Below are 22,809 nucleotides of genomic sequence, written 5' to 3' on the forward strand. Positions count from 1 at the left end.
ATGCATCTCACAGTCGTTCGCCTGGCAATTGGCTGGCTTGCTTCACCCAAGCGGCGAACTGAGCTTCGTCGAGCTGGTCCTCATAAATATCGAGATAGCGCACTTCCTTGTGCTTGGACTCGCCGAGAGGAAGAGGACGCAGCGACGTGCCTCGGAAGAAGGTCACTTTGACGTAGCGGGTGAAGACGTGGAGCGACAGGAACCAGCCCTGGCCTTCGATGCCGTAAAACGGCGAGTTCCATTTGACTGCCTTGTGCACGCCCGGCACGGTGCCCTCGATGATCGCGTCGAGACGGCGCCCGATGTCGCTTTTCCAGCCCGGCATGGCCGCGATGTAGGCCTGCACGGGAGCGTCGCCTTCGGCCTTCGCGATCTGGGGGTTGCCGCCTGCAAGGAGGGTCGGCTTCGCGGCCTTGCCGGACTGCGGCTTCGGCGTCGCCTTGCGCGGTTTGGTCGCCTTCGTAGCGGCCCGCTCGGCGACGGCCTTCGCCGATTTCTCGGACGTGTTGCCGGCCATTGGGTTCACTCCAAGTGGTAGTGTGTAGTCGATGATATCTGATTTTAGAAAGCCGTCCCTGAAGATCAACTTCCGAATCCTGTTGATCTCCGCCCAGACCCGTAAATCTCGCCCCGCAGAAGGTGGTGCTGGCCAATGGCGGACGGCTCGTCGGGCGTTTCTTCGAGGATGCTGCCTATGGCGGCGCCGAAAGCCTACGCCGGATCGATTTGTAGAGTCTGCTGTCTACTCGGCTGCAGCCGGTAGCGGTGGCGTCGTGTTGCGGCGCCACTCCCAGACATGCGAGGCAAGCGCGACCGCCACGGCGACCAGCATGGCAATGGCGCCAACCACCGGCAGGCTGCGATAGCCATAACCGGCATTGAGCATGGCAGCGCCGAGCGAGGCGGCCAGCGCGATGCCGACATTGAAGCCGGCCGGGATGAGCGATGAGGCGAGGTTGGAGGCATCCGCCGTCCAGGTCAGGATCCGGGTCTGGATCGGCGTGCCGATGGCAAAGCTGAGACCGCCCCAGATAGTGATCGCTACGACCATCGGCACCGGGTACGGGCTGACGGCGTAAATGACGGCAAGTGTCACCGCCTGCATGAAAAGCATGGTGATGAGCGACGGCATCAGTTTCCAGTCGGCGAGCCGCCCGCCAAGGAAGACGCCGATCGTCGCGCCGACACCGTTGAGCAGGAGCACCCAGGGCACGAGGCTCTTGTCGAGGCCGGTGATTTCAAGCAGCGTCGGTGTGATGTAGGTGAAGAGGCCGAACTGGCCGATCATCAGCATCAGCATGAGGATCAGCGACGTCCAGACCTGCTGGCGTGCGAGCACGCGAACCTCGCTGCCGAAACTGACGGACTGGCGCGACGATCCCGTCTTGCGCGGCAGCAGCACGGTCATGGCAGCGATGGACGCCACTCCAAGCGCGCACATCACCCAGAACGTCGCGCGCCAACCCCATATGTTGCCGATCGCCGTGCCGGCCGGCACGCCGATGACATTGGAGACCGTGAGGCCCGACAGGATGAGCGCCACGGCCATTCCACGCTGGTCGTGGCGGACCAGGCCGACCGCGACCACCATCGCGACGCCGAAATAGGCGCCGTGCGCCACGGCCACCGCAATCCGCAGCAGCAACATGGAGGCGAAGTCGGGTGCAAGGGCGCAGGCGGCCTGGCCGATGGTGAAGGCTGCGGCAAGGCCAACCAGCAAGGCCTTGCGGGAAATCGTCTTGGTGGCGAGCGTCAACAGCGGTCCGCCGATCGCGATCCCACCGGCGTAGCCGGAGACGAGGTAGCCGGCAGTTGGGATGGAGACGCCGAGGCCATCGGCAACTTGCGGCAGCACGCCGGCGATGACGAATTCGGTGGTGCCGAATGCGAACGCAGCGATGAACAGGGCGATAAGGGGAAGCATGGCGCTGGGAGGCGATCCTTGAATGAGATGGCCTCAAATCACGAACGAGAGCCGCGGGCAATCCAGAAATTGTCGACGCCGCTTTAGGTTTTCTTGATCGGTTCAGGCAGGCTCCGGCCGCATCCGGCAAGCGCTAGATGGTCGTCTTCCTCCCATAGGGAATTTTCAGCCACGCCCGCTCGTGAAAATAATAGAGCAGCGACTTGGTGATGACTTCGGTCAGGCCGATGGCCGCAGCGAGCTTGATGCTGCCTGTCACGACGAGCGAAATGATCATCGTGTCGATGGTGCCGGTGACGCGCCAGGAAAGCGCCTTGGCGAAACTGCGCGAGTGGGTATCCATTTACTTTTCTCCCGGCGGATTGACCGATCCTTAGAGCGCTTTGCGTTTGGTGGAGCCAAAACCGCGCCCCACGTCTTTGTTGAGGCATTCTGTCGGACGCCAAATGAAGGCGTCTGGCTGCAAAATGCTCTAGCCGACAGACGGGAGGTTGAGCAAAGGCTAATTTTCGCGGCTGGCTCGAAGCAATTGCCGCGCTGATGGTCGGGCAATTGGCTTCCGCCTGCAGGCCCAGTCTATCCCGCCTTCAGCCGCGAACCGGTGAGCAGGCCGCGTTCCTCGAGCACGGGATAGGCCATCGAGGCGAGCAGTGAGTTGATCTGCTTCAGGTCGCGGATGGTGTCGAGATGGATGGAACTGGTCTCGACGCTCTTGGCGGTGCCGTCGCGCAGCCGCACGAAATGGCTGGCGCTGGTCTCCTTCTCGCGGTCGCGCAGCCGATCCTTTTCGAGCACCAGCTGGCGGGCGGTCTCCGGATCGCGCGAGACCAGCACGTTGAAGGCAAGCCGTGCGTTGGCGAGCACCGAGGCGTGGAAGGCGCTAAGCTCGCGCCAGCCCTCGGGCGTGAACTCCAGCCCGCGCTCGAGCTTCTTTCTGACATGCACCAGCATGTTGCGCACGATGATGTCGCCGACCTGTTCGAGCTTGACGCAGGCGCCGATCAACTCCTGGCAGCGCAGCGCCTCGTCCTCGCTCAGCGGGTTCCTGGTCACCTTGGCCAGGTAGAGCTTTATCGACGCATGTTTCTTGTCGACGCGGTCGTCGAGCGCGGCCAGCGCCTTGATCTTGTCGGCGTCGGCGCTCTCATAGAGCTCGATGATGCGCTTCAGCATGATCTCGACCGTCTCGCAGACCCGCACCACCTCGCGGGTGGCGTTGGCCAGCGCCTGGCTCGGCACGTCCAGGGCGCTGTCGTTGAGCGCGGAAAGCTCGACGACGTCGAGCGCATCGGCCGGCGCCGGTTTGGTGCCGAGCGCCACGATCTTTTCCGAAACGCGGTAGACGAGGCCGGCCAGTGGCAGGCCGGCAACCAGGATCAGGATGTTGAACAGAACATGCGCGTTGACGATCTGGTCGGGCACGGTGGCGCCGATAAAGGCGACCGGCGGCTTCAACCACATAAACAGGATCAGCATGGCCAGAGAGCCCATGCCGCGCATCAGGAGATTGCCGATCGGTACGACACGCACACCCGGGTCTGCGTTGCGGGTGAGCAGCGGTGCGATGATCGACGAGCCCAGATTGACGCCGAGCACCAGCACGATGCCAAGTTCGGGCGGGATGAAGCCGCGACCGGCCAGCGTCACCATCAGCAGCACCGCGGCGATCGAGGAATGAAACAGCCAGGTGACCAGCGCCGCCAGGAGATAGGCGGTGACCGGGTCGCTGGAAAAGTAATCGACGATGACCGGCATCAGCGTGCTCTGGCGCAGCGGCTCCGATGCCTGGCCGATCATCTCCAGCGACAATACCAGCAGGCCGATGCCGACCAGGATACGGCCGAACTGGCGCCAATCGCGCCGCTCGGTGGCCATGAACATGACAGTGCCGGCGACAAGACAGATCGGCACCAGCAGCGACAGGTCGAAGGTGAGCAGCTTGACCACCAGCGCCGAGCCGATCTCGGCGCCGCGCACGGCAAGCTGGCCCGATATGCCGCTGACAATGCCGGCGCCGGCGAAGGAGCCGACCAGCAAGGTAACGGCGGTGGAACTTTGCAGCGCGATCGCCAGGCCGCAGCCGGCCAGAACCGCCATGAAAGGATTGCGCATGGTGGCGCGCAGCTTGTGGCGCAGCACATCGCCGTAGGCGCGCTCGACGCCGGTCTTCACCAACCGGGTGGCAAACAGCATCAGCGCCACCGCGCCGGCAAGATGCAGCAAAACGACTGAACCGCTCATATCAGGCTCGCAGCCTGACAGGCGCCAGCGATACGGTCACCGTGACGGCAAAGGAGCAAAAGAGGGAGCGAATCAAGGGCATTACAAAGATCGATGCTACTCCGATTAATTTTAGCCGGATAATAAATTTTGCCCAATTCGGCCGGCTGTTGGTGCGCGACAGGGCGTGTCGGAAATGGATGGATCGCAAAATGGTTGCATTGCCGGCCGGCTTCCGGATGACCGCGCAGTCAGTGCAGGCGACACCTTCAGATCCGGTTTGAGTGGAGTGTTGAATTAGTTATTATAAATATATGAAATCATTACAAAAACGTAATTCTCATGTTCAGTTTCGGTTCATTCTTCGGGCCCTATTGCTTGGGTATCGACAACCAAGGAGTACCCGTGATGAAACGCATCATTCTTTCCGCAGTCGCCGTCTCGATGCTGGCTGCCACGTCGCTGCAGGGCCAGGCCGCGCCGCTGAACGTACCGAACGCGCCGCAGTCGACCCACAGCCAGGTCGACTGGAAGAAGCCGGACAGGCACGTGAAGAAGCGCGTCGTGGTGAAGAAGAAAGTCATCGTGAAGGGGAACCATTGGCGCAACGGCCAGAAATATTCGAGCTGGAAGCGTCACCAGCCGATCCGCGACTATCGCCACTATGGCCTGCGTCGTCCGGGCCGTGGCCAGGAATGGATCCGCGTCGGCAACGACTATCTCTTGGTCAGCGTCGTCTCCGGCATCATCTTCGGCGCGATCGCCGCGCACTGACCGTCGCCGGAATAGGAAAGAAGGCGGCCCGCAACGGCCGCCTTCTTTTGCCCTGTGAAAACCGGGTATGGTCCGCATTAGGAGTCGTCGGGTTTCGCCGGCGTGATTATATGGAGGACAAACGAGCCGTTCCCGATGCGCTTTCCACCTGCCTTCCTCGACGAGATACGCGACCGCGTGCCGATTTCATCGGTGATCGGCCAGCGCGTGGCGTGGGACAGGAAGAAGACCAACGCGCCGCGCGGCGATTATTGGGCGTGCTGTCCCTTCCATGGCGAGAAGAGCCCGTCCTTCCATTGCGAGGACAAGAAGGGCCGCTACCATTGCTTCGGCTGCTCGGTTTCGGGCGACCACTTCAAATTCCTCACCGAACTCGACGGGATGAGCTTTCCCGAAGCAGTCGAGAAGATCGCCGACATGGCCGGCGTGCCGATGCCGGTGCGCGATGCCCAGGAGGAACGGCGCGAAAAGGAACGCGCCAGCCTGACCGAAATCATGGAAATGGCGACCGCCTTCTTCCAGGAGCGGCTGCAAGGGCCGGAAGGCGCAAAAGCCCGCGCCTATCTGCGCGACCGCGGGCTGACGCCGGCGACGCAGCAGTCGTTCCGGCTCGGCTATGCGCCCGACAGCCGCAATGCGCTGAAGGAGCATCTTGCCGCCAAGGGCGTTCCCAAGGCCGATATCGAGGCATGCGGGCTGGTGCGCCATGGCGACGACGTTCCGGTTTCCTACGATTGGTTCCGCGACCGCATCATGTTCCCGATCCCGGACTCCAGAGGCAAGATAATCGCCTTTGGCGGGCGGGCGCTGGCAGCCGATGCGCTCGCCAAATACATGAATTCGCCCGACACCGAGCTCTTCCACAAGGGCAACGTGCTCTATAATTTCGCCCGGGCGCGCCAAGCGCTGGCAAAGGGGGCGCTGGCCAAGGGCGGCACGGTCATCGCCGTCGAGGGCTATATGGACGTGATCGCGCTGGCGCAGGCCGGTTTCGAGAATGTGGTGGCGCCGCTCGGCACCGCGCTGACGGAAAATCAGCTCGAACTCCTGTGGCGGATGGCCGGCGAGCCGGTGCTGTGCTTCGATGGCGACCAGGCCGGACTGAAGGCGGCGTGGCGCGCCGCCGACATGGCGCTGCCGGCGGTCCAGGCAGGCCGCTCGGTGCGCTTTGCGCTTCTGCCCGAAGGCAAGGACCCCGACGATCTGGTCAAGGCCGATGGGCCGGACGCGTTTCGCGCCGTGCTTTCCGAGGCGCGGCCGCTCGCCGACCTTTTGTGGGTGCGCGAAACGGCCGGCGGCATCTTCGACACGCCGGAACGGCGGGCGGAACTGGAAAAGACGCTGCGCGAACTGACCAGCCGCATCCGCGACGAGAGCTTGCGCTATCACTACCAACAGGAAATGCGCGAGCGGGTGCTAAGCTTTTTCGGCACCCAGCGTGGCGCGCGCCAAGGCTATCCAGGGGGGCGTCAAGATGGCCGGCCCGGCGGGCGCTTTCAGGGCAAGGGCTCAGCTCCTGGCGGACAGTTCGCACGCGGCGGCAATGCCGGTGGACGCACCGCGATTACCGAAAGCCTTGGCCGCTCGGCGCTAGTCAAGCGCGGCGGCGAGGGGATGTCGGTGCGCGAGGCGACGATCATCGCAGCCCTTGTCAATCATCCGGCGCTGATCGACGAGAATTTCGCACATGTCGAGTTCCTCGACCTCGCCAACACCGATCTGAAGCGATTGCATGCGGCCATTCTCGATGCGATGGCGCATGACATGGCCAACGACCGCAACGCGGTGATCGCGACCATCGAACGGGCGGGCTGCGGCGAGATCTGGGCGCGCGTGGTGGCGCTGATCAAACGGGCGCGGCAATGGCCGGCGCTCGAAACAGCCGGACTTGACGATGCCCGCGACGCCTTCAGCCAGGCGCTCCACTTGCAGCGCAGCGCGCGCACCTTACATAAGGAGCTGAAACAGGCGGAAGCGGCGCTCGCCAGCGATCCCACGGACGAAAACTACCGGCATCTCGTCGAGATCCAGGCGCAATTTCGTGATGTGCAGGCAACGGAAGCGCTGATCGAAGGGTTCGGCGTGTCTTCGGGCAGGGCCGGGCGGGTGTAGGTCGAAGCTTACGAAAGAGTGAAAGTGCAGAACCGTGCTTGCGCGTCGAATCAGCCGCGGCGCTTTAAGTCGGGTAATTGATTCGCTTTTTTCATGCGAATCATGCGAGAGGCGCTTGACCTTCGGGCAGAATGACGGAATCAGGACGATTCGAAACGTTAACCCGTGCCGGCGTCGACGGGAAATGCAGCGATGTGAGGTACCGGTCACTGGACAGGCAGTCAGCCTGCCACAGATACCAGGGTTAATCTGGACTTAACGAGAGATGCAGTTACTGGCCCGGGGAAGCGCGTTCTAGAGCGAGCGCATCTGATTTAACCGGTACGGCAGCTTACGCGGCTTGATACTTGGCCGCTTGGAGAAAATAAAGAATGGCGACAAAAGAAAAGGAAGAGGTCGAGACCGAACGTGAAGGCGCCACCGATGGCCCTCTGCTCGACCTTTCCGACGATGCTGTCAAGAAGATGATCAAAGCCGCCAAGAAGCGCGGCTATGTCACCATGGACGAACTGAATTCGGTGCTGCCCTCGGAGGAAGTGACCTCCGAGCAGATCGAGGACACGATGGCCATGCTCTCCGACATGGGCATCAACGTGGTCGAGGACGACGAGCAGGGCGAGGAGCCCGAAGCCGCCGACGCGGCTGCCGACGCCGAGGAAGACGCCAACGAACTGGCCGAGCAGACCGGTACCGCCGTTGCCGCGACGACCACCAAGAAAGAGCCGACCGATCGCACCGACGATCCGGTTCGCATGTATCTGCGCGAAATGGGCTCGGTCGAGCTTCTGTCGCGCGAGGGCGAAATCGCGATTGCCAAGCGCATCGAGGCTGGCCGCGAGACGATGATCGCGGGCCTGTGCGAAAGCCCGCTGACCTTCCAGGCCATCATCATCTGGCGTGACGAGCTCAACGAATCGAAGATCCTCTTGCGCGAGATCATCGACCTCGAAGCGACCTATGCCGGACCGGAGGCCAAGCAGGCGCCGGTGGTCGAGCGGATCGAGGAAGCCAAGACCGAGGACAAGCCGCGCCGTTCGCGCGAGGACGAGGACGACATCACCAATGTCGGCGGCGACACGCGCGGTCTGACTGATGACGACGAGGAAGACGAGGACGAAGCCAGCCTGTCGCTGGCGGCGATGGAAGCGGAGCTGCGCCCGCAGGTGATGGAGACGCTCGACGTCATCGCCGACACCTACAAGAAGTTGCGCAAGCTGCAGGACCAGCAGGTCGAGAACCGGCTGGCTGCCGCCGGCACGCTGTCGCCCAGCCAGGACCGCCGGCTGAAGGAGCTGAAGGATCAGCTGATCAAGGCGGTGAAGTCGCTGTCCTTGAACACGGCGCGCATCGAGGCATTGGTCGAGCAGCTCTACGACATCAACAAGCGCCTTGTGCAGAACGAAGGCAAGCTGTTGCGGCTGGCCGAAAGCTATGGCGTGCGCCGCGAGGAATTCCTGAAGGAGTATCAGGGCTCGGAACTCGATCCCAACTGGACGCGCTCGATCGGCAATCTGACGTCGCGCGGCTGGAAGGAATTCACCAAGAACGAGAAGGACGCGATCCGCGACCTGCGCGCCGAGATCCAGAACCTCGCCACCGAAACGGCGATCTCGATCCTGGAATTCCGCAAGATCGTCAACCAGGTGCAGAAGGGCGAGCGCGAAGCCGCGATCGCCAAGAAGGAAATGGTGGAGGCCAATCTGCGCCTAGTCATTTCCATCGCCAAGAAGTACACCAATCGCGGCCTGCAGTTCCTCGATCTGATCCAGGAAGGCAATATCGGCCTGATGAAGGCGGTCGACAAATTCGAATACCGCCGCGGCTATAAGTTCTCGACCTATGCGACGTGGTGGATCCGGCAAGCGATCACCCGCTCGATCGCCGACCAGGCGCGCACCATCCGCATTCCGGTGCACATGATCGAGACGATCAACAAGATCGTGCGCACCTCGCGCCAGATGCTGCACGAGATCGGACGCGAGCCGACGCCGGAGGAACTGGCGGAAAAGCTCGCCATGCCGCTGGAAAAAGTGCGCAAGGTGCTGAAGATCGCCAAAGAGCCGATTTCGCTCGAAACGCCGGTCGGCGACGAGGAGGATTCGCATCTCGGCGATTTCATCGAGGACAAGATGGCGATTCTGCCGATCGACGCGGCGATCCAGGCCAATCTGCGCGAGACGACGACGCGGGTGCTTGCTTCGCTTACCCCGCGTGAAGAGCGCGTGCTCAGAATGCGCTTCGGCATCGGCATGAACACCGACCACACGCTGGAGGAGGTCGGCCAGCAGTTCTCGGTCACCCGCGAGCGCATCCGCCAGATCGAAGCCAAGGCGCTGCGCAAGCTCAAGCACCCGAGCCGCTCGCGCAAGCTGCGGAGCTTCCTCGACAGCTGATGCCGGGTAACGGATAGGCAATCTCTGAAGGGCGCTGCGCAGGCAGTGTGAGAATCGAAACGATCCCGCTGATTGGCGGGGTCATTTCGAGGATGCAGCCCTATGCGGATTGGGCTGATCTGAGATTGATGCTGCGGATGATGTCGTAGGCTAAAGCGCGTCGCGTTCGAACGGATTCATGCTACGCGCTTTAAGCTTTTGTTTTTATGCATGTCGTTATCGCAAAACCGCTGCGCACTTTTGCGCGACATGCATAGGGACCGAGAGGGCCATTTCGGTTCTGATTCCCCTGAGGCTTCTGATGAGGAACCGGCCGCCTGGCATCATTCGCTTTGTGGTTCCGGAAGCTCGGCGGCGCATTGTCGCTTTCGCCTCAGATTCGAATCGGCCACCCAGCAATCATTCATGCGTTGCAGCGCTTCCTCATGGATATGTCGTGAACCGCGGCATCGCTGAAAGTGGCGTCAATGTTCATCGGAACATTACCTTGAGCCTGTCCCACCAGCCGGGCTCGGGTTTTGCCGGTTTCCGGACGTTGTTGGTGAGGCCGTTGATATAAAGAACCATATTCAGCGGGTCGAACCTGAGGCCGTGGAACTTGGCAGCGAAGCGTCCGCCGCGATCGATGACGTGGGTGACGGCCCCATGCATCTGCTGGCCGTCTTCCAGCGGCTCGAAGCGTACATTGTAAGCCTCTGACAGTTTCCGGGTCGTATCGTCCGGTTGGCCCGGCCGTGTCGTCAAAAACATCCAGTTGCCCGCGTCCAATCCATGCGCTGGACCATAGGCCTCGAGGACTTCGGACGTGTCCCTTACCGGGTCGGTTGTCACTGCCAGGAACTGCACCCTGTCTTTTATCAGCGTAGCGTTGACCTTGCGCTGAACGTCCGCGATCACCTCGGAATGGATTGGACACAGATCGGTGCAACTCGCGAAGATGAAGTAGAGCACCACGATCTTGTCCGAGAAATCAGAAAGGCGGACGGCCTTTCCGTCCGCGTCGGCCAGTTCGAACGGCGGCGCGGCCGGTTCGTCGATGATCTGAAAGAACTTCTCCTCACTGCCCATCATCTTGTCGAGATCGGCGCCCGGATGATGCGCTCGCGCGGGCGGCGCGGCGGCCAGCAACAGAGAAAGCGTTGCGATCAGGATTCTTGCTTTCATAACCCATGCTTTCCAGTTGAGGAGGGATTTGGCGGGGCGAGGTCGGACCGCGCCTGCTCCCGGCGGCTCATCTCCGCCTGATATTGCCGTTCCCGTTCGGGCCAGGTGCTCTTGATGAAGGTGAGCACGGCCCGGATTTCCTCGTCGGCCAACACACCCGCAAATGCCGGCATGTCGCTCTGGTAGCCGCCGCCGACGACCGCGGCCGGTCCTTCCTTGGTGACACGGAAGAGCACGCCGTCCGGATGATGCCAGGAGTGGCCGGAGGCATCGTGCGGCGGAGCCGGCATGCGTCCCGAAGGCAGCGGGCTTTTCCAGTCGCGTTGTCCTTCGAGGTTGGCGCCATGACAGGTGGCGCAACGCTCGGCATAGATCGTCTTTCCGAGCGCGACAGTGGCAGCCGAGGCGCCGCCGGCCATCCGGTCCAAGAGCCAGGGCCAGGAAAATCCAAGGACTGCCGCAGCCACCCCGAGCATCGAGAAGAGGACCGGCGTTCTTTTCATTTGCTGCCGCCGAAGAACAGGTACTTGACCAGTGCTGCCGCCCCAAGGACGAGCACAACCACGGCGAGCAGCCACGCGAAGCTCATGACCCACATCATCATTCCGCTCGTGCCTTCCATCATCGCAGCCTCCTATTCCTTGGCGTAGACGCCGCCGGTCCCACCAGACTTCTGGATTTCGAGAATCTCGAACGGGCCCTCTTTCGTGCCGCTCATGCCGGGGGAGCCCATTGGCATGCCAGGCAGCGTCACGCCCTTGATGTCGGGCCGCTCGGTCAAGAGCTTGTTGACCGTGCCGACCGGCACATGGCCGCTCACCACATAGCCGTCGATGAAGGAAAGATGGCAGCCCTCGGCTTCCGCCGGAATGCCCGCTTCCCAGCTCATGGCAGAAAGGTCGTGCGTCGGCTTGACGGTGACCGCGAAGCCGTTCTCCCTGAGATAATCGGCATAGCCTTCGCAGCAGCCGCATTGCGGGTTCTTGTAAAGCGTGACGTCCTTTTCGCCGGCAAGCGCCGGAGCGGCACTGGAGAGCAAGGACGCAAAGGCGAGAGCTTTCAGAATATTGGACATGTTTTTCTCCTTTCGGTTTTTCGGAAGATTAGGCGACGCGGAAGACCGCCATCATGCCACCAGCCTGGTGTTCAAGAATGTGGCAGTGGAACATCCAGTCACCGGGGTTGTCGGCGACGAAGGCGATCTCGACCTTTTCGCGGGGCGAAACCAGCACCGTGTCCTGCCATTCGCGATGACGGGTGGGCTGACCATTGCGGGAAATCACCCGGAACGAATGGCCGTGGAGATGGATCGGATGATGCCAGGCTGTCGCATTGGTCATGGCGATGACATGGCTCTTGTTCCGCGCAAGCGTCAGCGCCGGTTTCATGTCGTGGCGAGCCTGGTCGGCGGCGATGCCATTGATGAACCAAGCAGTGCTGGAATTCATCGTCTGCATCATCCCTCCGCCCATCATCGAATTCATGTCGCGCGTCATGTCGCCCGGCGCACCCGGGCCCATGATTTCACCCATGTCCTGGGCCACCATCTGGCCCATCATGCCGCCGGTGAAAACGACCTCGTTGCGGGACGCGGTTTCCAGGTCCGGCTCCAGTAGCGGGTTGGCCGGCAAGGCCAGCGGCCAGTCGGGCGCGCGCTCGCGGAGCGGAGTGTCGGAATAAGCGACATCGACGAGCTTGTATTCCAGCCCTTCGTAGAACCGGTCGAAGATCGAAACCCGTCTACCGGGCTTGCCCGTCATGTCGAGGATCAGGTCGGCGCGCATGGCCGGGCCAAGCACCACCAGCCCGCCATCCGGCGGGTATGGCGCGACCGGCTGGCCGTCGAGCGCGATGACGATGGGCTGAAGATCCGTGAAGTCGGGGCTGAAGATGCGCGCATTGGCGGCGTTGATCAACCGCAGGCGGATGCGCTCACCCGCCCTGACGGCGAAGGTATCCGGCACGCGACCGTTGATGGTAACCGTGTTGCCGACGCGGCCGTTGTGGTGGATGTCGTGCCGGTTGCCGAAATCCTCGCTGATTGCGCCCGATTTGGTCAATCGCCAGTCGTCGAGCACCCAGGTCACGTCGCGGTCGACGTGCGCCGGTTCGCGTTCCTCGATAATCAGCGGTCCGTAAAGCCCGCGCTCGACCTGCTCGAAACTCCGCTGGTGCGGGTGATACCAGAAGGTGCCGGCGTCGACCGCATCGAATTCGTAGACGAAGCGCTCTCCCGCTTCGATCGGCTTCTGGGTGAGGTGCGGGACGCCGTCCATGGCGTGCGGCACGCGCACGCCATGCCAGTGCACGGTCGTTTCCTCGGCGAGGCCGTTCTCGACCACGACCCGCAGCCGCTCGCCCTGCCGGACCCGTATCTCGGGACCGGGAACAGTCCCGCCGTAGCACCAGGCGGCAATCTCGCCGGATGGTTCGGGCATAAGCCGCGTACGACCCGGCGCCGCCCGCAATTGCACCTCGTGCGGAGCCGCGGCATGGACGGGCGACCGCCACAACACGGGAAGCACCGCACCCGCCGTACTCGCGGCTGCCGATGCAAGAAAGGCTCGACGCGTCTGCGCCGGCATGGGAAATCTGGACATGGTTCAACCATCCTGAAAAGTCGGTCGTTCGCGCACATGGCGGCGCGGAAAAGACACCTCATGCGAAACTGCGATCACGGGCGGTACGACGCGCCCATGGTCGTTGCACCGGCAACGGGCAAGCCCTGCCGGCGTCAGCTACAGGATGATGGTTCGGGGAGGAGAGGGATCGGGTGGGTCGGTGTGGCCGACCAATTCCACCAGCGGTGAAGTCGCAATTTCGGCTGCCACAAAGGAAAGCACGAGACTGATCCGCGCAGGAATTGCTGCGAAAGGCACAAGGCAGGCCGCACTGCATAGCTGAGGCTTGCCGCTGTCGTCGGGAGGGCAGGCATTACAATCGCCCATGTCTCCGTCAGCCCCCATGTCTCCGTCAGCCATCGCGGCGGAAGACATCGCCAGTGCCATGCTCGTTGCGTTAGTTGCATGCGCAACCGTGCCTGCTGCGAACACTACGAGCAGCACAATTGCGAAGATGCGGGCAAGTCTGCGCATGACGCGGCATGCTAGTCTGTTTCTGCGCCATGTCCAGTTACAGGTTTGTCGCAACTCGACCTCGCGAATTGCTCCCTAGTCCTTCCGTTCGGGGGCAGGAAGGCGACATTCCACCCGATTCAGACTTTATCGTGCTTGTTCACGCGTCAAGAAATCGAGCGAAGGCCAGCGCCTTTGCAGGTCCTCATCATTTTTAACACAGCCTGTGCGGCGTCCTTTTTCGTTCGTGCCAGGAATTGTCTCGCCAGACGGTGCGGTTGTTGTTGCAGCACACCTGCTGTGGGAGGATAATCTCGTGTCGGATGCATTTTTCGGGCGACAAACCCGGATGCCCGCCCCGGCGGTGACGCCGTGCTCCGAGGCTCCGGAGGGAGGTGTGCATGACAAACTATATCGTGCTGATCAACTGGACGGAGCAGGGCGCCAAAAATGTGCGCGAGTCGCCGAAGCGGCTCGATGCCGCCAAGAAACTGCTGGGAGACATGGGCGGCTCGTTCAAGGCGTTTTATCTCACCATGGGCGAATGCGATATGGTGGCGATCGTCGAAGCGCCTGACGATGCGGTGCTCGCTCGTTTCTCGCTGATGCTGGCGTCAGGCGGTAACGTGAGGACGCGGACGCTCAAGGCTTTCCCGGAATTGGCGTATCGCGAGATCATCGCCTCGCTCGGCTGAGGCTTGCGCGGCTACAGATCCGCGCAAGCTGCCGAGCCCGGATATCGACGGTCAGGCGCCGCTTGACGGCGCCCGATCCGCTGATCATGAGGAGGAATGCTGCTCTCGCTCGAAAAGAACTTCATTTTCATCCATATCCCGAAGACGGCTGGGACCTCGGTCACCCGTGCGCTGGAGCCGTGGAGCCCGAAACCGCAGCGAACGCAATGGCGTCGCCTGCTGTCACACCTTCCCGTGCGCGAGACGCCCCAAAATGCGTTCCTCAGGCAGCATGACAAAGCAAGCTGGGTGAAGCACAAGCTGCCGGCCGAGATTTATGACAGCGCGTACAAGTTCGCTGTCGTGCGCAACCCTTTCGAACTTGCTGTCTCGACCTACTATTTCCGCCGCGACTATCTCTCCGGCCGGCGCCGGAACAGAGCCAGGGTTCTGGATTTCAAGACTTTCCTGCGCTATCTCGAACGCAAGAACCGTTTTGTGCAGGTGGACCAGACGAGCTGGATTTCGGACAGGCAAGGAAACCTTATCATCGACGAGGTTTTGCGGTTTGAAACACTGGCCGAGCAATTCAATGCCCTGGTCGAACGGCTCGACCTGCCGGGCGAAGTGAAGCTTCCACGGGCAAACGTCAATGCACCCTACGACTATCGCGCCGTCTACGATGGCGAGGCGAAAAGCATCGTGCGACGGCTCTATTCCAGGGATTTCGAGCGCTTCGGCTACGAATTTTGATTTTTTCGAGACATCCGCAATTCATCGGCACGATGCCGCGGCGCGGCCAGTCTGGTCCGAAATATTGCGGGCCGAAGGGATTTCCCGGATAGTCAGCGCAGCCGTTCAGCTCGCGTCTCGAAACACATGCCCAAGCCTCAACTGACCGTCTGGTACAACACCTGTTGTCCGGTTTGCGATGCCGGGATCAGCCGGCAAAAGCGGCGGCTGGTCGAGGCGATCAAGGCCGGGCGGATCACGTTTCGCGACATCAATGCCGAGCCGGCGGCACTGGCCGGATACGGCGTGTCGCTGGAGGACATCCGCCGCCGGCTGCACGCAACCGAGGCGGACGGCAAGCTGCTGGTTGGCGCCGATGTCGCAATTGCCGTCTGGCTGAGAACGCCGGGCGAGGGCTGGCTTGCAACGCTGTTCGGCAACCCCGCCGCGCTGCCGTTGACGCGCTATGCCTATGATCGCTTCGCCGATCTTCTCTATGCCTGGAACCGGCGCAAGGGCCGCTGGTAACCGGTATTAGCCAAGCTCGGTGACGAAATCAATCTGGTGGCACCGTTCTCAGATACATCGTAAGATATATCTTGACTCAACGGCCTCATCCGCATAATTGAGATATATCGTAAGACATAACTCAAGGAGCAGACAATGCACGGACATCATCTCGGCGAGCATGCCGAGCGCGTTTTCATGCATATGGCCGGCAGGTTCGGCGGTCGTGGCGGCGGCTTCGGCCCATTCGGCCACGGCATGAGGGGCGGCGGGCGCGGCGGGCCGGGCGACATGTTCCGCGCCGGGCGTATGCTGGCCGACGGCGATCTCAAGCTGATCACGCTGTCGCTGCTGGCCGAGGCGCCGCGCCACGGCTATGACATCATCAAGGCGCTGGAGGAACGTACCAGCGGCGTCTACAGCCCGAGCCCAGGCGTGGTCTATCCGACGCTGACCTTCCTGGAAGAGGCCGGCTATGCCGTCTCATCGGCGGAAGGCAACAAGAAGGTGTTTTCGATTACCGAGGCAGGGCAGGCGCATCTCAACGATAATCGCGAGATAGTCGACCACGTGCTCGACCATCTCGAGCGTTTCGGCCGCAAGATGGCGAAGGCGCGCGAGTGGTTCGGCTGGAACGACGACGGCGAAGACGGCGGACGGCGCGGCCGCGGCGGTTCGGAAAAGCGCGACGAATTCCGCGCCGTGCGCCACCGGCTGCGCGCAGCCCTCGGCAATATCGTCGACGCGCCCGCGGAAAAGCAGGCCGAGGCGATTGCGATATTGAAAGGGGCGGCCGAAGCCCTCGAAGCGCTGTCGCGCGACTGACTTCCGGGCCGGATGCGGCCCTTGCCCGTTTGCCTAAGGACCGCTAGTGAAATCATCCTGCACCACGCTATGTGATGCAGGATGATTGCCGTTGGAGGGCGCTCCCATGTCTTTTCTGAAACGTCTTTTCGGTGGTGGCGGCGGTGACGCGGGCGAACCAAAGAGTGCTGCACCGGCAAAGCAGATCGAGCACAAGGGATTTTTGATCAGCGCCACGCCCTACAAGGCAGAAGGCCAATACCAGACCTGCGGCGTGGTTTCGAAGGAAATCGACGGCGTGGTGAAGGAACACAAATTCATCCGCGCCGATCGTTTTGCCGGGCTCGACGACGCTGTCGACATCTCGATCAAGAAGGGTATCCAACTGGTCGACGAGCAGGGCGAGAAGATCTTCGGTTAGCTTGGCGAATGGCGATGTCGCGCGACAGCGGAGCGACGTCAGAAAGCTGTAGGAACCGCCGACGCCTCGTCGGGCATCAGGCGGCAAGTGCAAAAAAGGCAGGCACCCGGCGCCTGCCTTTTTTGGTTCTGATTACCTGTTGTTCGCGCTACGCGGCAGCGGCAACTGCCCCGGTCGAGGCCACCACCGCATCCACCTTGGCCGATGCCTTGGCCAGAGCGGCCGTGACGGCCTCGGGGCCCATGCCGACACCTTCGATGCGGATGACGTCGACGTCGGTCATGCCGATGAAGCCAAGCACGCTGCGCAGGTAAGGGATGGCGTGATCCATCTGCACGGCAGCGCCTTCCGAATAGATGCCGCCCGAGGCAAGGACGATGTAGACCTTCTTGCCGGTGACGAGGCCCTTCGGGCCATTCTCGCCATAAGCGAAAGTCTTGCCGGAGCGGGCGACGTGATCGACCCAGGATTTCAGCGTCGACGAGATGCCGAAATTGATGAAGCCGGTAGCGAGGATGATGGTGTCGGCCGCAAACAGTTCATCGAGTACGGCGTCGGAAACGCCGACGACTTCGGCCTGGCGCTGGGTGCGGGCCTCAGCGGGCGTATAGATGCCGGTCGAATAATCAGCATCGATGTGCGGTAGCGGGTTTGCGACGAGATCGCGTACGACAAGCTTGGCCGAAGGATCGGCGGCAAGCAGCTTCTCGGCGAGGTCGGTGGCGATACGGGTCGAGTGCGAGGCATTGCCGCGCGGGCTGGATGTGACGAGAAGGATGGACACGGCGGGTCTCCAAGGTTGGAATGAATTGTCCCGACCTATATGGACTCGCTGACCCATTTGAAAAACCGGTATATTTTATGTATGTTCCATCTAAACATTGGATATAACGATGCAGCCAAACCCGACGCTCGATCAGCTCCATATCCTTGTCACCGTCGCCGACACCGGCAGCTTCTCGGCCGCCGGCCGCAAGCTCAACCGAGCGCAGTCGGTCATCAGCTACGCTATCGCCAATCTCGAGGCACAGCTTGGGCTGAAACTGTTCGAGCGCGAGGGGACGCGCGAGCCGCAGCTGACCGATGTCGGACGGGCGACGCTGGAAGATGCGCGGCGAATGGTCGGCGTGCTGCAGCGCATTCGCTCGCGCGTCGATGGCCATCGGCAAGGGCTTGAGGCTGAAGTCGCGCTGTCGGTCGATGTGGCGCTGCCTTCCACCGTGCTGGTGCGCGTGTTGAAGGCGTTCGAGGCGCAATTTCCAACCGTGATGCTGCGCCTGCATATCGGCACGCTCGGCCTGATCCCCGATCATGTCGTCAATGGACAGGCCGATCTCGGTATTGGCGGCCTGCTGGGCGAGGTCGACGCGCATCTTGTGCGCATTGGCTTCATGTCGATGGTGCCGGCGGCCGCGCCAAGCCATCCGCTGGCGCTGCTTCCCAAGCCGGTGCCGCTCGAGGAGGTGCGCGAACACATCCAACTTGTCGTCAGCGACCAGTCCGAGCGCACCAAAGGGCGCGATTACGGCGTCTTTGCCTACCGCACTTGGCGGCTTACGGATATGCGAACCAAGCATGCGCTGATGCGCGAAGGGTTGGGCTGGGGCGGACTGCCGCGATGGTTGATTGCTGACGATCTGGCCAACGGCCGGCTGGTGGAACTCGATCTGGAGCCGTATCGTGAAGTCCGCTCGCCACTTTATGCCATGCACCGCGCCGACCGCAGCCCGAAGCCGGCTGCGGCTTGGCTGATTGATCAGTTCAAGCGCCAGCTTGGCTGTTTCAACGAGTTCGAGCCGAACCAGGTGCCTGAGGAGACAGCCCATCAATCAGCGCCATGAGAACGGCGCGATAGTCCTCGGCTGAAGCGCCGGCCTCGACGGCAAGAGCAGCACGGTCGAAGGCGGCGGCGAGCAGCGCGGTCAGCGCTTCCACCGGCAATCTCATCATGGCCTGCGAGCGCATCGCCGCGACGAGGCCCTCGCGCAGCGAGCGGTTGCCATAGCGGTTGTCGATCTCGTCCATGGCGGCGCGACCGAGCACGGCCGGCCCGTCGAGCAGCAGCAGTCGGGTGCGGCCGGGCGCGCGCATGGCCGCGAGGTAGGCATCCGAACCGGCGATCAGCGCGTCGCGGGCAAACAGCGAGGGAGGCGAGGCGCGTTCGATCTCTTCAGCCACCGCCGCCGCCTCCTGCTCGACCACGGCGGCAAACAGCGCCTGCTTGTCGGCAAAATGGTGATAGAGCGCGCCACGCGTGACGCCGGCCGCAGCCACGATCTCGGGCGTGCCGGTCTCCGCATAGGACTTTTCGGTGAACAGTTTTCGTGCCGCGGCGATCAGGTCGGCGCGCGTCGCTTCGGTGCGATCGCGGTTGGAGCGGCGCGTGGATTCCTGTTGCATACATGCAGCCTGTATGTTAATGTAAATCTACATGCAGACTGTATGTTATTCGATAGGAGAAGGAAAGATGAGGACGACGAGCTATTATCCAGTGCTGATGACAGGCGACGTTGCCGGCACAGCAGCCTTCTATGTCGCGCATTTCGGTTTCCACCCATTGTTCGAAAGCGACTGGTACGTGCATCTGCGCTCAGTCGCGGATCGCCGTGTCAATCTCGGCATCGTCCATGGCGATCATGAGACGATCCCTGAAGAAGGGCGCGGCCGTACCTCCGGCCTGCTGATCAATTTCGAGGTCAAGAACCCGGATGCCGTCTACGAGCGGATCACCGCCGCCGGCCTGCCGATCCTGCGAACGCTGCGCGACGAACCCTTTGGCCAGCGCCATTTCATCACCAGTGATCCCAATGGCGTGCTGATCGATGTGATCAAGCCGATCCCGCCCAGCGCCGAGTTTCTGGAGCAGTATGCCGAAGGCGCGGCGGGCTGAGCGAGAGGCTGGCAGGAACTGTCTGTAGATGTGATATGAAGCCTTCGGCCGCGTGGCCGGTCACGTCTTTGCGGTCTATGCTGAGGCTCATCAGCCTGGGCCCATTCCATGCGTGAAATCTGCCTTGTCCGCGCACCCTCAAACCTTGGCCTCCGCCCACTGAGGCCAGGTCATACACCGGGGACGTGGCGTGCGCCGCAGGCATTGACCGAAGCCGGCTTGATCGAGACGCTTTCGCCCCTCAAAGTGGTTGACCTTGATCGGCCCGCCTATAGCACGGAGCCGCAGCCTGGCACCCGGCTGCGCAACGGCAACGCGATACGCAGCTTCAATCTCGAACTTGCAGAAGTTGTTGCCGGCGCGCTGGGACGAGGCGAATTCCCGCTGGTCGTCGGCGGCGACTGCGCGGTCCTGCTTGGCGCACTGGCTGCTGCACGGCGATCTGGTCCGCTGGCGCTGGTCCATGTCGACGGCCACAGCGATTTCCGCCATCCGGGCAATTACGACATCAACGCTTCGCTCGGCTCGGCCGCCGGCATGGACCTTGCGCTCGCCACCGGACGTGGCGAGCCGTTGCTGACCGATTGGCCCGATATCGCAAGCCCCCTTGTTGCGGACGAACAGGTGATTCAGATCGGCGAACGCGAGAACCGCGACCCCGACTTTGCCTGGCCGGACATCAATTCGACTGCGATGACGCTGATCGATGTCTTTGCCGTGCGAGAGCTTGGCGCGGCAAAGGTTCTGGAAAAGACCTGGAACACGCTGGCGCGAACCGGCTCGCCCTATTGGGTGCATTTCGATGTCGATGCGCTCGATCAGACGGTGATGCCGGCGGTCGATTCACCAGGCAGTCCCGGCATTGATCCCGACGATCTCATCGCCATCCTCGCGGCGCTGGTGGCGGATTCGCGCTGTACCGGAATGGACATGACCATTTTCGATCCGGACCTCGATCCGACCGGCGAGTTGGCAGTGCTGATGGTTTCGCTGCTTGGCCAGATCTGTGCGCCGCGATAGTTGTCAGGTCCGCGCCACCGGCATCACCGTGACCTGAGTAATGCCGGAGCGGCGCACCACCGTGCACAGCGTCTCGCGGCCGATGCGCTCGGCGTCGAGCAGGCGCACCAGATCGTCGACGCCGGTGACCGGGCGTCCGTCGATGGCGGCGATGATGTCGCCTTCTCTGAGGCCGGCCTTGGCCGCCGGGCTGTTCGCCTCGACGCTGCGCAGGCGCACCGCCGTGCTGCTCGACACCTGCGACAGAAGGGCGGCGCGGCGCGGCAGGCTTGCCGTGTCGGCCGAGACGCCGATGAAGGCGCGGCGGACGCGGCCGAAGCGGATGATCTCCGAAATGACGAAATTGGCGGTGTTGGAGGCAACCGCGAAGGCGATGCCTTGCGCGCCGTGGATCATAGCGGTGTTGACGCCGATGACCTCGGCCGCCGACGACACCAGCGGTCCGCCGGAATTGCCGGGGTTGAGCGCTGCGTCGGTCTGGATGACATCGTCGATCAGCCGGCCGGTGGAGGCACGCATCGAGCGGCCGAGCGCCGAGACGACACCTGATGTGACGGTCCATTCGAAGCCGAGCGGGTTGCCGATGGCAATGGCGATCTGGCCGCGCCGCAGGCGCTTGGAATCGCCGAGCGGAGCGATATCGGCAAAGCTGCCGTCGGCACGCACCAGCGCGATGTCGGTGTCGGGGTCGCGGCCGAGAACACGGCCTTCTCTGGAGACGCCGTCCGGCATGGTGACGCGGACGCTGCGGGCATCGCCGACGACGTGGAAATTGGTGACGACCAGCCCGTCCGGCGTGATGACGAAGCCTGAGCCTTGGCCGCCGGCGCCACCGATGCGCTCAATGCGGCAGACGGCGGGACCGATGCGGTCCACGGCATCAGCGACCGTTGCCGAATAATCATCGAGCAGCGCATCGTCGAACTGCAATTGCTGGGCGGGGAGGGACATGGCAGGGCTCCGTGTCTTTAGAGCAAGAAAAAGGATGCCTATATGTGCGGAGCGGCCGGATCGGCCGCGACCTGACCAGATGGCCAGTCCAACGCCCAACTAGCCGTCAGGCGAGTACCCGCCAACGCGCTGCCGAGCGATATCTGGGTTAGAGCGATGGCCGTCCATTGGACGCTCAAGTGCGCTCTAAGACTTTGAGTTCTCGCATCGTGCTCTCCGGAAATCGATTTCCGACTTTCGGGCCGATGCGATAAAAACCCAGGAGACCCAAGATGAGCGACTTCAATCTGAGAGCATTTTCCGACGCCATCGCCGATATCGCGGCCGCAGCGGCGCCGGCGACGGCGAGCTTCGCCACGCATCAGCATCGCACCGCGACCGCCTTCCACTGGCGCGACGGCTATTTTGTCGCTGCCGAGGAGGCGGTGGAGGCCGGCGAGGAGATTGAGCTGACGCTTTCTTCGGGCGACAAGGTGAAGGCTGAGCTGGTCGGCCGCGATCCATCCACTGGGACGGCCCTTCTGAAGCCGACCGGCGCGCCGGACGTGCCGCCGCTGGCCAAGGCAGGCACGGTGCGGCCGGGCAATCTGGCCATCGCCGTCGGCAATGGCGACGGTGCGGGACTCGTCGTATTCGGCACGGTCGGTGAGGTCGGTCCGGCCTGGCGCTCGATGCGCGGCGGCACGATCGACCGGCGCATCAATCTGGCCGTCAATGCCGGCGGCCGTTTCGAGGGCGGCCCTGTGCTCGACGCCAAGGGCGCACTGATCGGCATGCTGCTGTTCGGCCCGCGCCGGCGGGCGCTGGTCATGCCTTACGAGACTATCGAGCGGGCGGTAACGACGCTACGAGAGAAGGGCCATGTCGCGCGCGGCTATCTCGGCGCCGGCCTGCACCCGATCCGCAATGGCGACACGCATGGCGCGATGGTGATGAGCCTCGACGATAATGGCCCGGCGAAAGCGGCCGGCCTGCATCTTGGCGACATCATCGTGTCGTGGAACGGCGAAGCCGCGCATGGTCCGCGCGAGCTGATCCGCAGGCTCGGGCCGGACAGCGCCGGCGCGTCGGTGACGCTCGGCGTGATACGCGGCGGCGAGCAGCGCGATGTCGTGCTGACCATCGGCGAAAAGCCGCTGAACTGAGAAG

At 62.7% G+C, this 22,809-nt stretch carries 25 protein-coding genes and 1 pseudogene; 13 read left to right on the forward strand and 13 right to left on the reverse strand.

Features of this window, described 5'->3' with window-relative positions:
* Nucleotides 1-7: 7 nt before the first annotated feature.
* The gene (locus AC0NIE_RS12605) at nt 8-517 is read right to left on the reverse strand and encodes a DUF1801 domain-containing protein (protein ID WP_473489202.1); all 510 of its coding nucleotides are present in this window, start codon (nt 515-517) and stop codon (nt 8-10) included.
* 95 nt (nt 518-612) lie between these two features.
* Between AC0NIE_RS12605 and AC0NIE_RS12610 the strand changes: the two are divergent.
* Nucleotides 613-732, forward strand: a pseudogene (locus AC0NIE_RS12610) (GNAT family N-acetyltransferase); the annotation flags it as partial.
* 10 nt (nt 733-742) lie between these two features.
* On the opposite strand, the gene AC0NIE_RS12615 reads toward AC0NIE_RS12610, so the two are convergent.
* The 3 genes from AC0NIE_RS12615 to AC0NIE_RS12625 form a co-directional block, all read right to left on the reverse strand.
* A complete protein-coding gene (locus AC0NIE_RS12615; RefSeq protein ID WP_473489201.1) occupies nt 743-1,924 on the reverse strand; it encodes an MFS transporter in 1,182 nt (393 codons plus the stop codon).
* Between the two features lie 133 nt (nt 1,925-2,057).
* Entirely contained in the window at nt 2,058-2,267 is a 210-nt protein-coding gene (locus AC0NIE_RS12620; protein WP_095491496.1) for a DUF2061 domain-containing protein, read from the reverse strand.
* 233 nt (nt 2,268-2,500) lie between these two features.
* Complete coding sequence (locus AC0NIE_RS12625; protein WP_473489200.1) at nt 2,501-4,165, reverse strand: Na/Pi cotransporter family protein; 1,665 nt, start codon at nt 4,163-4,165, stop codon at nt 2,501-2,503.
* Nucleotides 4,166-4,552: 387 nt separating this feature from the next.
* On the opposite strand from AC0NIE_RS12625, the gene AC0NIE_RS12630 reads away from it, so the two are divergent.
* From AC0NIE_RS12630 to rpoD, 3 genes are all read left to right on the forward strand, one after another.
* Entirely contained in the window at nt 4,553-4,918 is a 366-nt protein-coding gene (locus tag AC0NIE_RS12630; protein ID WP_473489199.1) for an RcnB family protein, read from the forward strand.
* 135 nt (nt 4,919-5,053) lie between these two features.
* On the forward strand, nt 5,054-7,030 hold the full coding sequence (dnaG, locus tag AC0NIE_RS12635) for a DNA primase (RefSeq protein ID WP_473489198.1): 1,977 nt from the start codon (nt 5,054-5,056) through the stop codon (nt 7,028-7,030).
* 371 nt (nt 7,031-7,401) lie between these two features.
* On the forward strand, nt 7,402-9,423 hold the full coding sequence (gene rpoD, locus AC0NIE_RS12640) for an RNA polymerase sigma factor RpoD (protein WP_029350162.1): 2,022 nt from the start codon (nt 7,402-7,404) through the stop codon (nt 9,421-9,423).
* A gap of 471 nt (nt 9,424-9,894) precedes the next feature.
* Here the strand turns inward: rpoD and AC0NIE_RS12645 are convergent, their stop codons facing one another.
* The 6 genes from AC0NIE_RS12645 to AC0NIE_RS12670 form a co-directional block, all read right to left on the reverse strand.
* Nucleotides 9,895-10,551, reverse strand: coding sequence for an SCO family protein (locus AC0NIE_RS12645; RefSeq protein ID WP_473489197.1), 657 nt, complete (start codon nt 10,549-10,551; stop codon nt 9,895-9,897).
* Nucleotides 10,552-10,583: 32 nt separating this feature from the next.
* Nucleotides 10,584-11,090, reverse strand: a complete 507-nt coding sequence (locus AC0NIE_RS12650) for a c-type cytochrome (RefSeq protein ID WP_473489196.1) — start codon at nt 11,088-11,090, stop codon at nt 10,584-10,586.
* A complete protein-coding gene (locus AC0NIE_RS12655; protein ID WP_473489195.1) occupies nt 11,087-11,212 on the reverse strand; it encodes a hypothetical protein in 126 nt (41 codons plus the stop codon). Before AC0NIE_RS12655 ends, AC0NIE_RS12650 begins: the two co-directional genes overlap by 4 nt.
* 9 nt (nt 11,213-11,221) lie before the next feature.
* Nucleotides 11,222-11,662, reverse strand: coding sequence for a DUF411 domain-containing protein (locus tag AC0NIE_RS12660; RefSeq protein ID WP_473489194.1), 441 nt, complete (start codon nt 11,660-11,662; stop codon nt 11,222-11,224).
* A 28-nt stretch (nt 11,663-11,690) separates the two neighbouring features.
* Entirely contained in the window at nt 11,691-13,187 is a 1,497-nt protein-coding gene (locus tag AC0NIE_RS12665; protein WP_473489193.1) for a multicopper oxidase family protein, read from the reverse strand.
* A gap of 138 nt (nt 13,188-13,325) precedes the next feature.
* Nucleotides 13,326-13,682: a hypothetical protein gene (locus AC0NIE_RS12670; protein ID WP_473489192.1), complete on the reverse strand. Its 357-nt coding sequence runs from the start codon at nt 13,680-13,682 to the stop codon at nt 13,326-13,328.
* A gap of 380 nt (nt 13,683-14,062) precedes the next feature.
* On the opposite strand from AC0NIE_RS12670, the gene AC0NIE_RS12675 reads away from it, so the two are divergent.
* The 5 genes from AC0NIE_RS12675 (at nt 14,063) to AC0NIE_RS12695 (ending at nt 16,799) form a co-directional block, all read left to right on the forward strand.
* On the forward strand, nt 14,063-14,356 hold the full coding sequence (locus tag AC0NIE_RS12675) for a GYD domain-containing protein (protein WP_095491492.1): 294 nt from the start codon (nt 14,063-14,065) through the stop codon (nt 14,354-14,356).
* A gap of 96 nt (nt 14,357-14,452) precedes the next feature.
* A complete protein-coding gene (locus tag AC0NIE_RS12680) occupies nt 14,453-15,088 on the forward strand; it encodes a sulfotransferase family 2 domain-containing protein (protein WP_473489191.1) in 636 nt (211 codons plus the stop codon).
* A 126-nt stretch (nt 15,089-15,214) separates the two neighbouring features.
* Nucleotides 15,215-15,595, forward strand: a complete 381-nt coding sequence (locus AC0NIE_RS12685; protein WP_473489190.1) for a thiol-disulfide oxidoreductase DCC family protein — start codon at nt 15,215-15,217, stop codon at nt 15,593-15,595.
* Nucleotides 15,596-15,730: 135 nt separating this feature from the next.
* Nucleotides 15,731-16,399 (forward strand): PadR family transcriptional regulator, encoded by a 669-nt coding sequence (locus AC0NIE_RS12690; protein WP_473489189.1) that lies wholly within the window; start codon nt 15,731-15,733, stop codon nt 16,397-16,399.
* Nucleotides 16,400-16,505: 106 nt separating this feature from the next.
* Nucleotides 16,506-16,799, forward strand: coding sequence for an HlyU family transcriptional regulator (locus AC0NIE_RS12695; RefSeq protein ID WP_095491489.1), 294 nt, complete (start codon nt 16,506-16,508; stop codon nt 16,797-16,799).
* A gap of 148 nt (nt 16,800-16,947) precedes the next feature.
* Here the strand turns inward: AC0NIE_RS12695 and AC0NIE_RS12700 are convergent, their stop codons facing one another.
* The gene (locus tag AC0NIE_RS12700) at nt 16,948-17,583 is read right to left on the reverse strand and encodes an FMN-dependent NADH-azoreductase (protein WP_473489188.1); all 636 of its coding nucleotides are present in this window, start codon (nt 17,581-17,583) and stop codon (nt 16,948-16,950) included.
* Between the two features lie 109 nt (nt 17,584-17,692).
* Here AC0NIE_RS12700 and AC0NIE_RS12705 point away from each other — a divergent pair, with 109 nt between their 5' ends.
* The gene (locus AC0NIE_RS12705) at nt 17,693-18,640 is read left to right on the forward strand and encodes a LysR family transcriptional regulator (protein WP_473489187.1); all 948 of its coding nucleotides are present in this window, start codon (nt 17,693-17,695) and stop codon (nt 18,638-18,640) included.
* Here the strand turns inward: AC0NIE_RS12705 and AC0NIE_RS12710 are convergent.
* Nucleotides 18,582-19,199, reverse strand: a complete 618-nt coding sequence (locus AC0NIE_RS12710) for a TetR/AcrR family transcriptional regulator (RefSeq protein ID WP_473489186.1) — start codon at nt 19,197-19,199, stop codon at nt 18,582-18,584. The genes AC0NIE_RS12705 and AC0NIE_RS12710 overlap by 59 nt on opposite strands.
* 67 nt (nt 19,200-19,266) lie before the next feature.
* On the opposite strand from AC0NIE_RS12710, the gene AC0NIE_RS12715 reads away from it, so the two are divergent.
* A complete protein-coding gene (locus AC0NIE_RS12715) occupies nt 19,267-19,689 on the forward strand; it encodes a VOC family protein (protein WP_473489185.1) in 423 nt (140 codons plus the stop codon).
* 204 nt (nt 19,690-19,893) lie between these two features.
* Nucleotides 19,894-20,709 (forward strand): arginase family protein, encoded by an 816-nt coding sequence (locus AC0NIE_RS12720; protein WP_473489184.1) that lies wholly within the window; start codon nt 19,894-19,896, stop codon nt 20,707-20,709.
* A gap of 3 nt (nt 20,710-20,712) precedes the next feature.
* On the opposite strand, the gene AC0NIE_RS12725 is transcribed toward AC0NIE_RS12720, so the two are convergent.
* A complete protein-coding gene (locus AC0NIE_RS12725) occupies nt 20,713-21,660 on the reverse strand; it encodes a S1C family serine protease (protein WP_473489183.1) in 948 nt (315 codons plus the stop codon).
* Between the two features lie 272 nt (nt 21,661-21,932).
* On the opposite strand from AC0NIE_RS12725, the gene AC0NIE_RS12730 reads away from it, so the two are divergent.
* On the forward strand, nt 21,933-22,805 hold the full coding sequence (locus AC0NIE_RS12730) for a S1C family serine protease (RefSeq protein ID WP_473489182.1): 873 nt from the start codon (nt 21,933-21,935) through the stop codon (nt 22,803-22,805).
* Nucleotides 22,806-22,809: the final 4 nt, after the last annotated feature.

It is taken from the genome of Mesorhizobium sp. WSM4842, from assembly GCF_055901575.1.

Excerpts from the sequence above, each read along its gene's own strand:
- AC0NIE_RS12675 (WP_095491492.1), top strand. The coding sequence starts at position 14,063 with ATGACAAACTATATCGTGCTGATCAACTGGACGGAGCAGGGCGCCAAA.
- rpoD (WP_029350162.1), top strand. The coding sequence starts at position 7,402 with ATGGCGACAAAAGAAAAGGAAGAGGTCGAGACCGAACGTGAAGGCGCC.
- AC0NIE_RS12605 (WP_473489202.1), bottom strand. The coding sequence starts at position 517 with ATGGCCGGCAACACGTCCGAGAAATCGGCGAAGGCCGTCGCCGAGCGG.
- AC0NIE_RS12665 (WP_473489193.1), bottom strand. The coding sequence starts at position 13,187 with ATGTCCAGATTTCCCATGCCGGCGCAGACGCGTCGAGCCTTTCTTGCA.
- AC0NIE_RS12620 (WP_095491496.1), bottom strand. The coding sequence starts at position 2,267 with ATGGATACCCACTCGCGCAGTTTCGCCAAGGCGCTTTCCTGGCGCGTC.
- AC0NIE_RS12680 (WP_473489191.1), top strand. The coding sequence starts at position 14,453 with ATGCTGCTCTCGCTCGAAAAGAACTTCATTTTCATCCATATCCCGAAG.
- AC0NIE_RS12625 (WP_473489200.1), bottom strand. The coding sequence starts at position 4,165 with ATGAGCGGTTCAGTCGTTTTGCTGCATCTTGCCGGCGCGGTGGCGCTG.
- AC0NIE_RS12650 (WP_473489196.1), bottom strand. The coding sequence starts at position 11,090 with ATGAAAAGAACGCCGGTCCTCTTCTCGATGCTCGGGGTGGCTGCGGCA.
- AC0NIE_RS12670 (WP_473489192.1), bottom strand. The coding sequence starts at position 13,682 with ATGCGCAGACTTGCCCGCATCTTCGCAATTGTGCTGCTCGTAGTGTTC.
- AC0NIE_RS12690 (WP_473489189.1), top strand. The coding sequence starts at position 15,731 with ATGCACGGACATCATCTCGGCGAGCATGCCGAGCGCGTTTTCATGCAT.
- AC0NIE_RS12705 (WP_473489187.1), top strand. The coding sequence starts at position 17,693 with ATGCAGCCAAACCCGACGCTCGATCAGCTCCATATCCTTGTCACCGTC.
- AC0NIE_RS12685 (WP_473489190.1), top strand. The coding sequence starts at position 15,215 with ATGCCCAAGCCTCAACTGACCGTCTGGTACAACACCTGTTGTCCGGTT.
- AC0NIE_RS12695 (WP_095491489.1), top strand. The coding sequence starts at position 16,506 with ATGTCTTTTCTGAAACGTCTTTTCGGTGGTGGCGGCGGTGACGCGGGC.
- AC0NIE_RS12615 (WP_473489201.1), bottom strand. The coding sequence starts at position 1,924 with ATGCTTCCCCTTATCGCCCTGTTCATCGCTGCGTTCGCATTCGGCACC.
- dnaG (WP_473489198.1), top strand. The coding sequence starts at position 5,054 with ATGCGCTTTCCACCTGCCTTCCTCGACGAGATACGCGACCGCGTGCCG.
- AC0NIE_RS12655 (WP_473489195.1), bottom strand. The coding sequence starts at position 11,212 with ATGATGGAAGGCACGAGCGGAATGATGATGTGGGTCATGAGCTTCGCG.
- AC0NIE_RS12730 (WP_473489182.1), top strand. The coding sequence starts at position 21,933 with ATGAGCGACTTCAATCTGAGAGCATTTTCCGACGCCATCGCCGATATC.
- AC0NIE_RS12660 (WP_473489194.1), bottom strand. The coding sequence starts at position 11,662 with ATGTCCAATATTCTGAAAGCTCTCGCCTTTGCGTCCTTGCTCTCCAGT.
- AC0NIE_RS12710 (WP_473489186.1), bottom strand. The coding sequence starts at position 19,199 with ATGCAACAGGAATCCACGCGCCGCTCCAACCGCGATCGCACCGAAGCG.
- AC0NIE_RS12630 (WP_473489199.1), top strand. The coding sequence starts at position 4,553 with ATGAAACGCATCATTCTTTCCGCAGTCGCCGTCTCGATGCTGGCTGCC.
- AC0NIE_RS12725 (WP_473489183.1), bottom strand. The coding sequence starts at position 21,660 with ATGTCCCTCCCCGCCCAGCAATTGCAGTTCGACGATGCGCTGCTCGAT.
- AC0NIE_RS12715 (WP_473489185.1), top strand. The coding sequence starts at position 19,267 with ATGAGGACGACGAGCTATTATCCAGTGCTGATGACAGGCGACGTTGCC.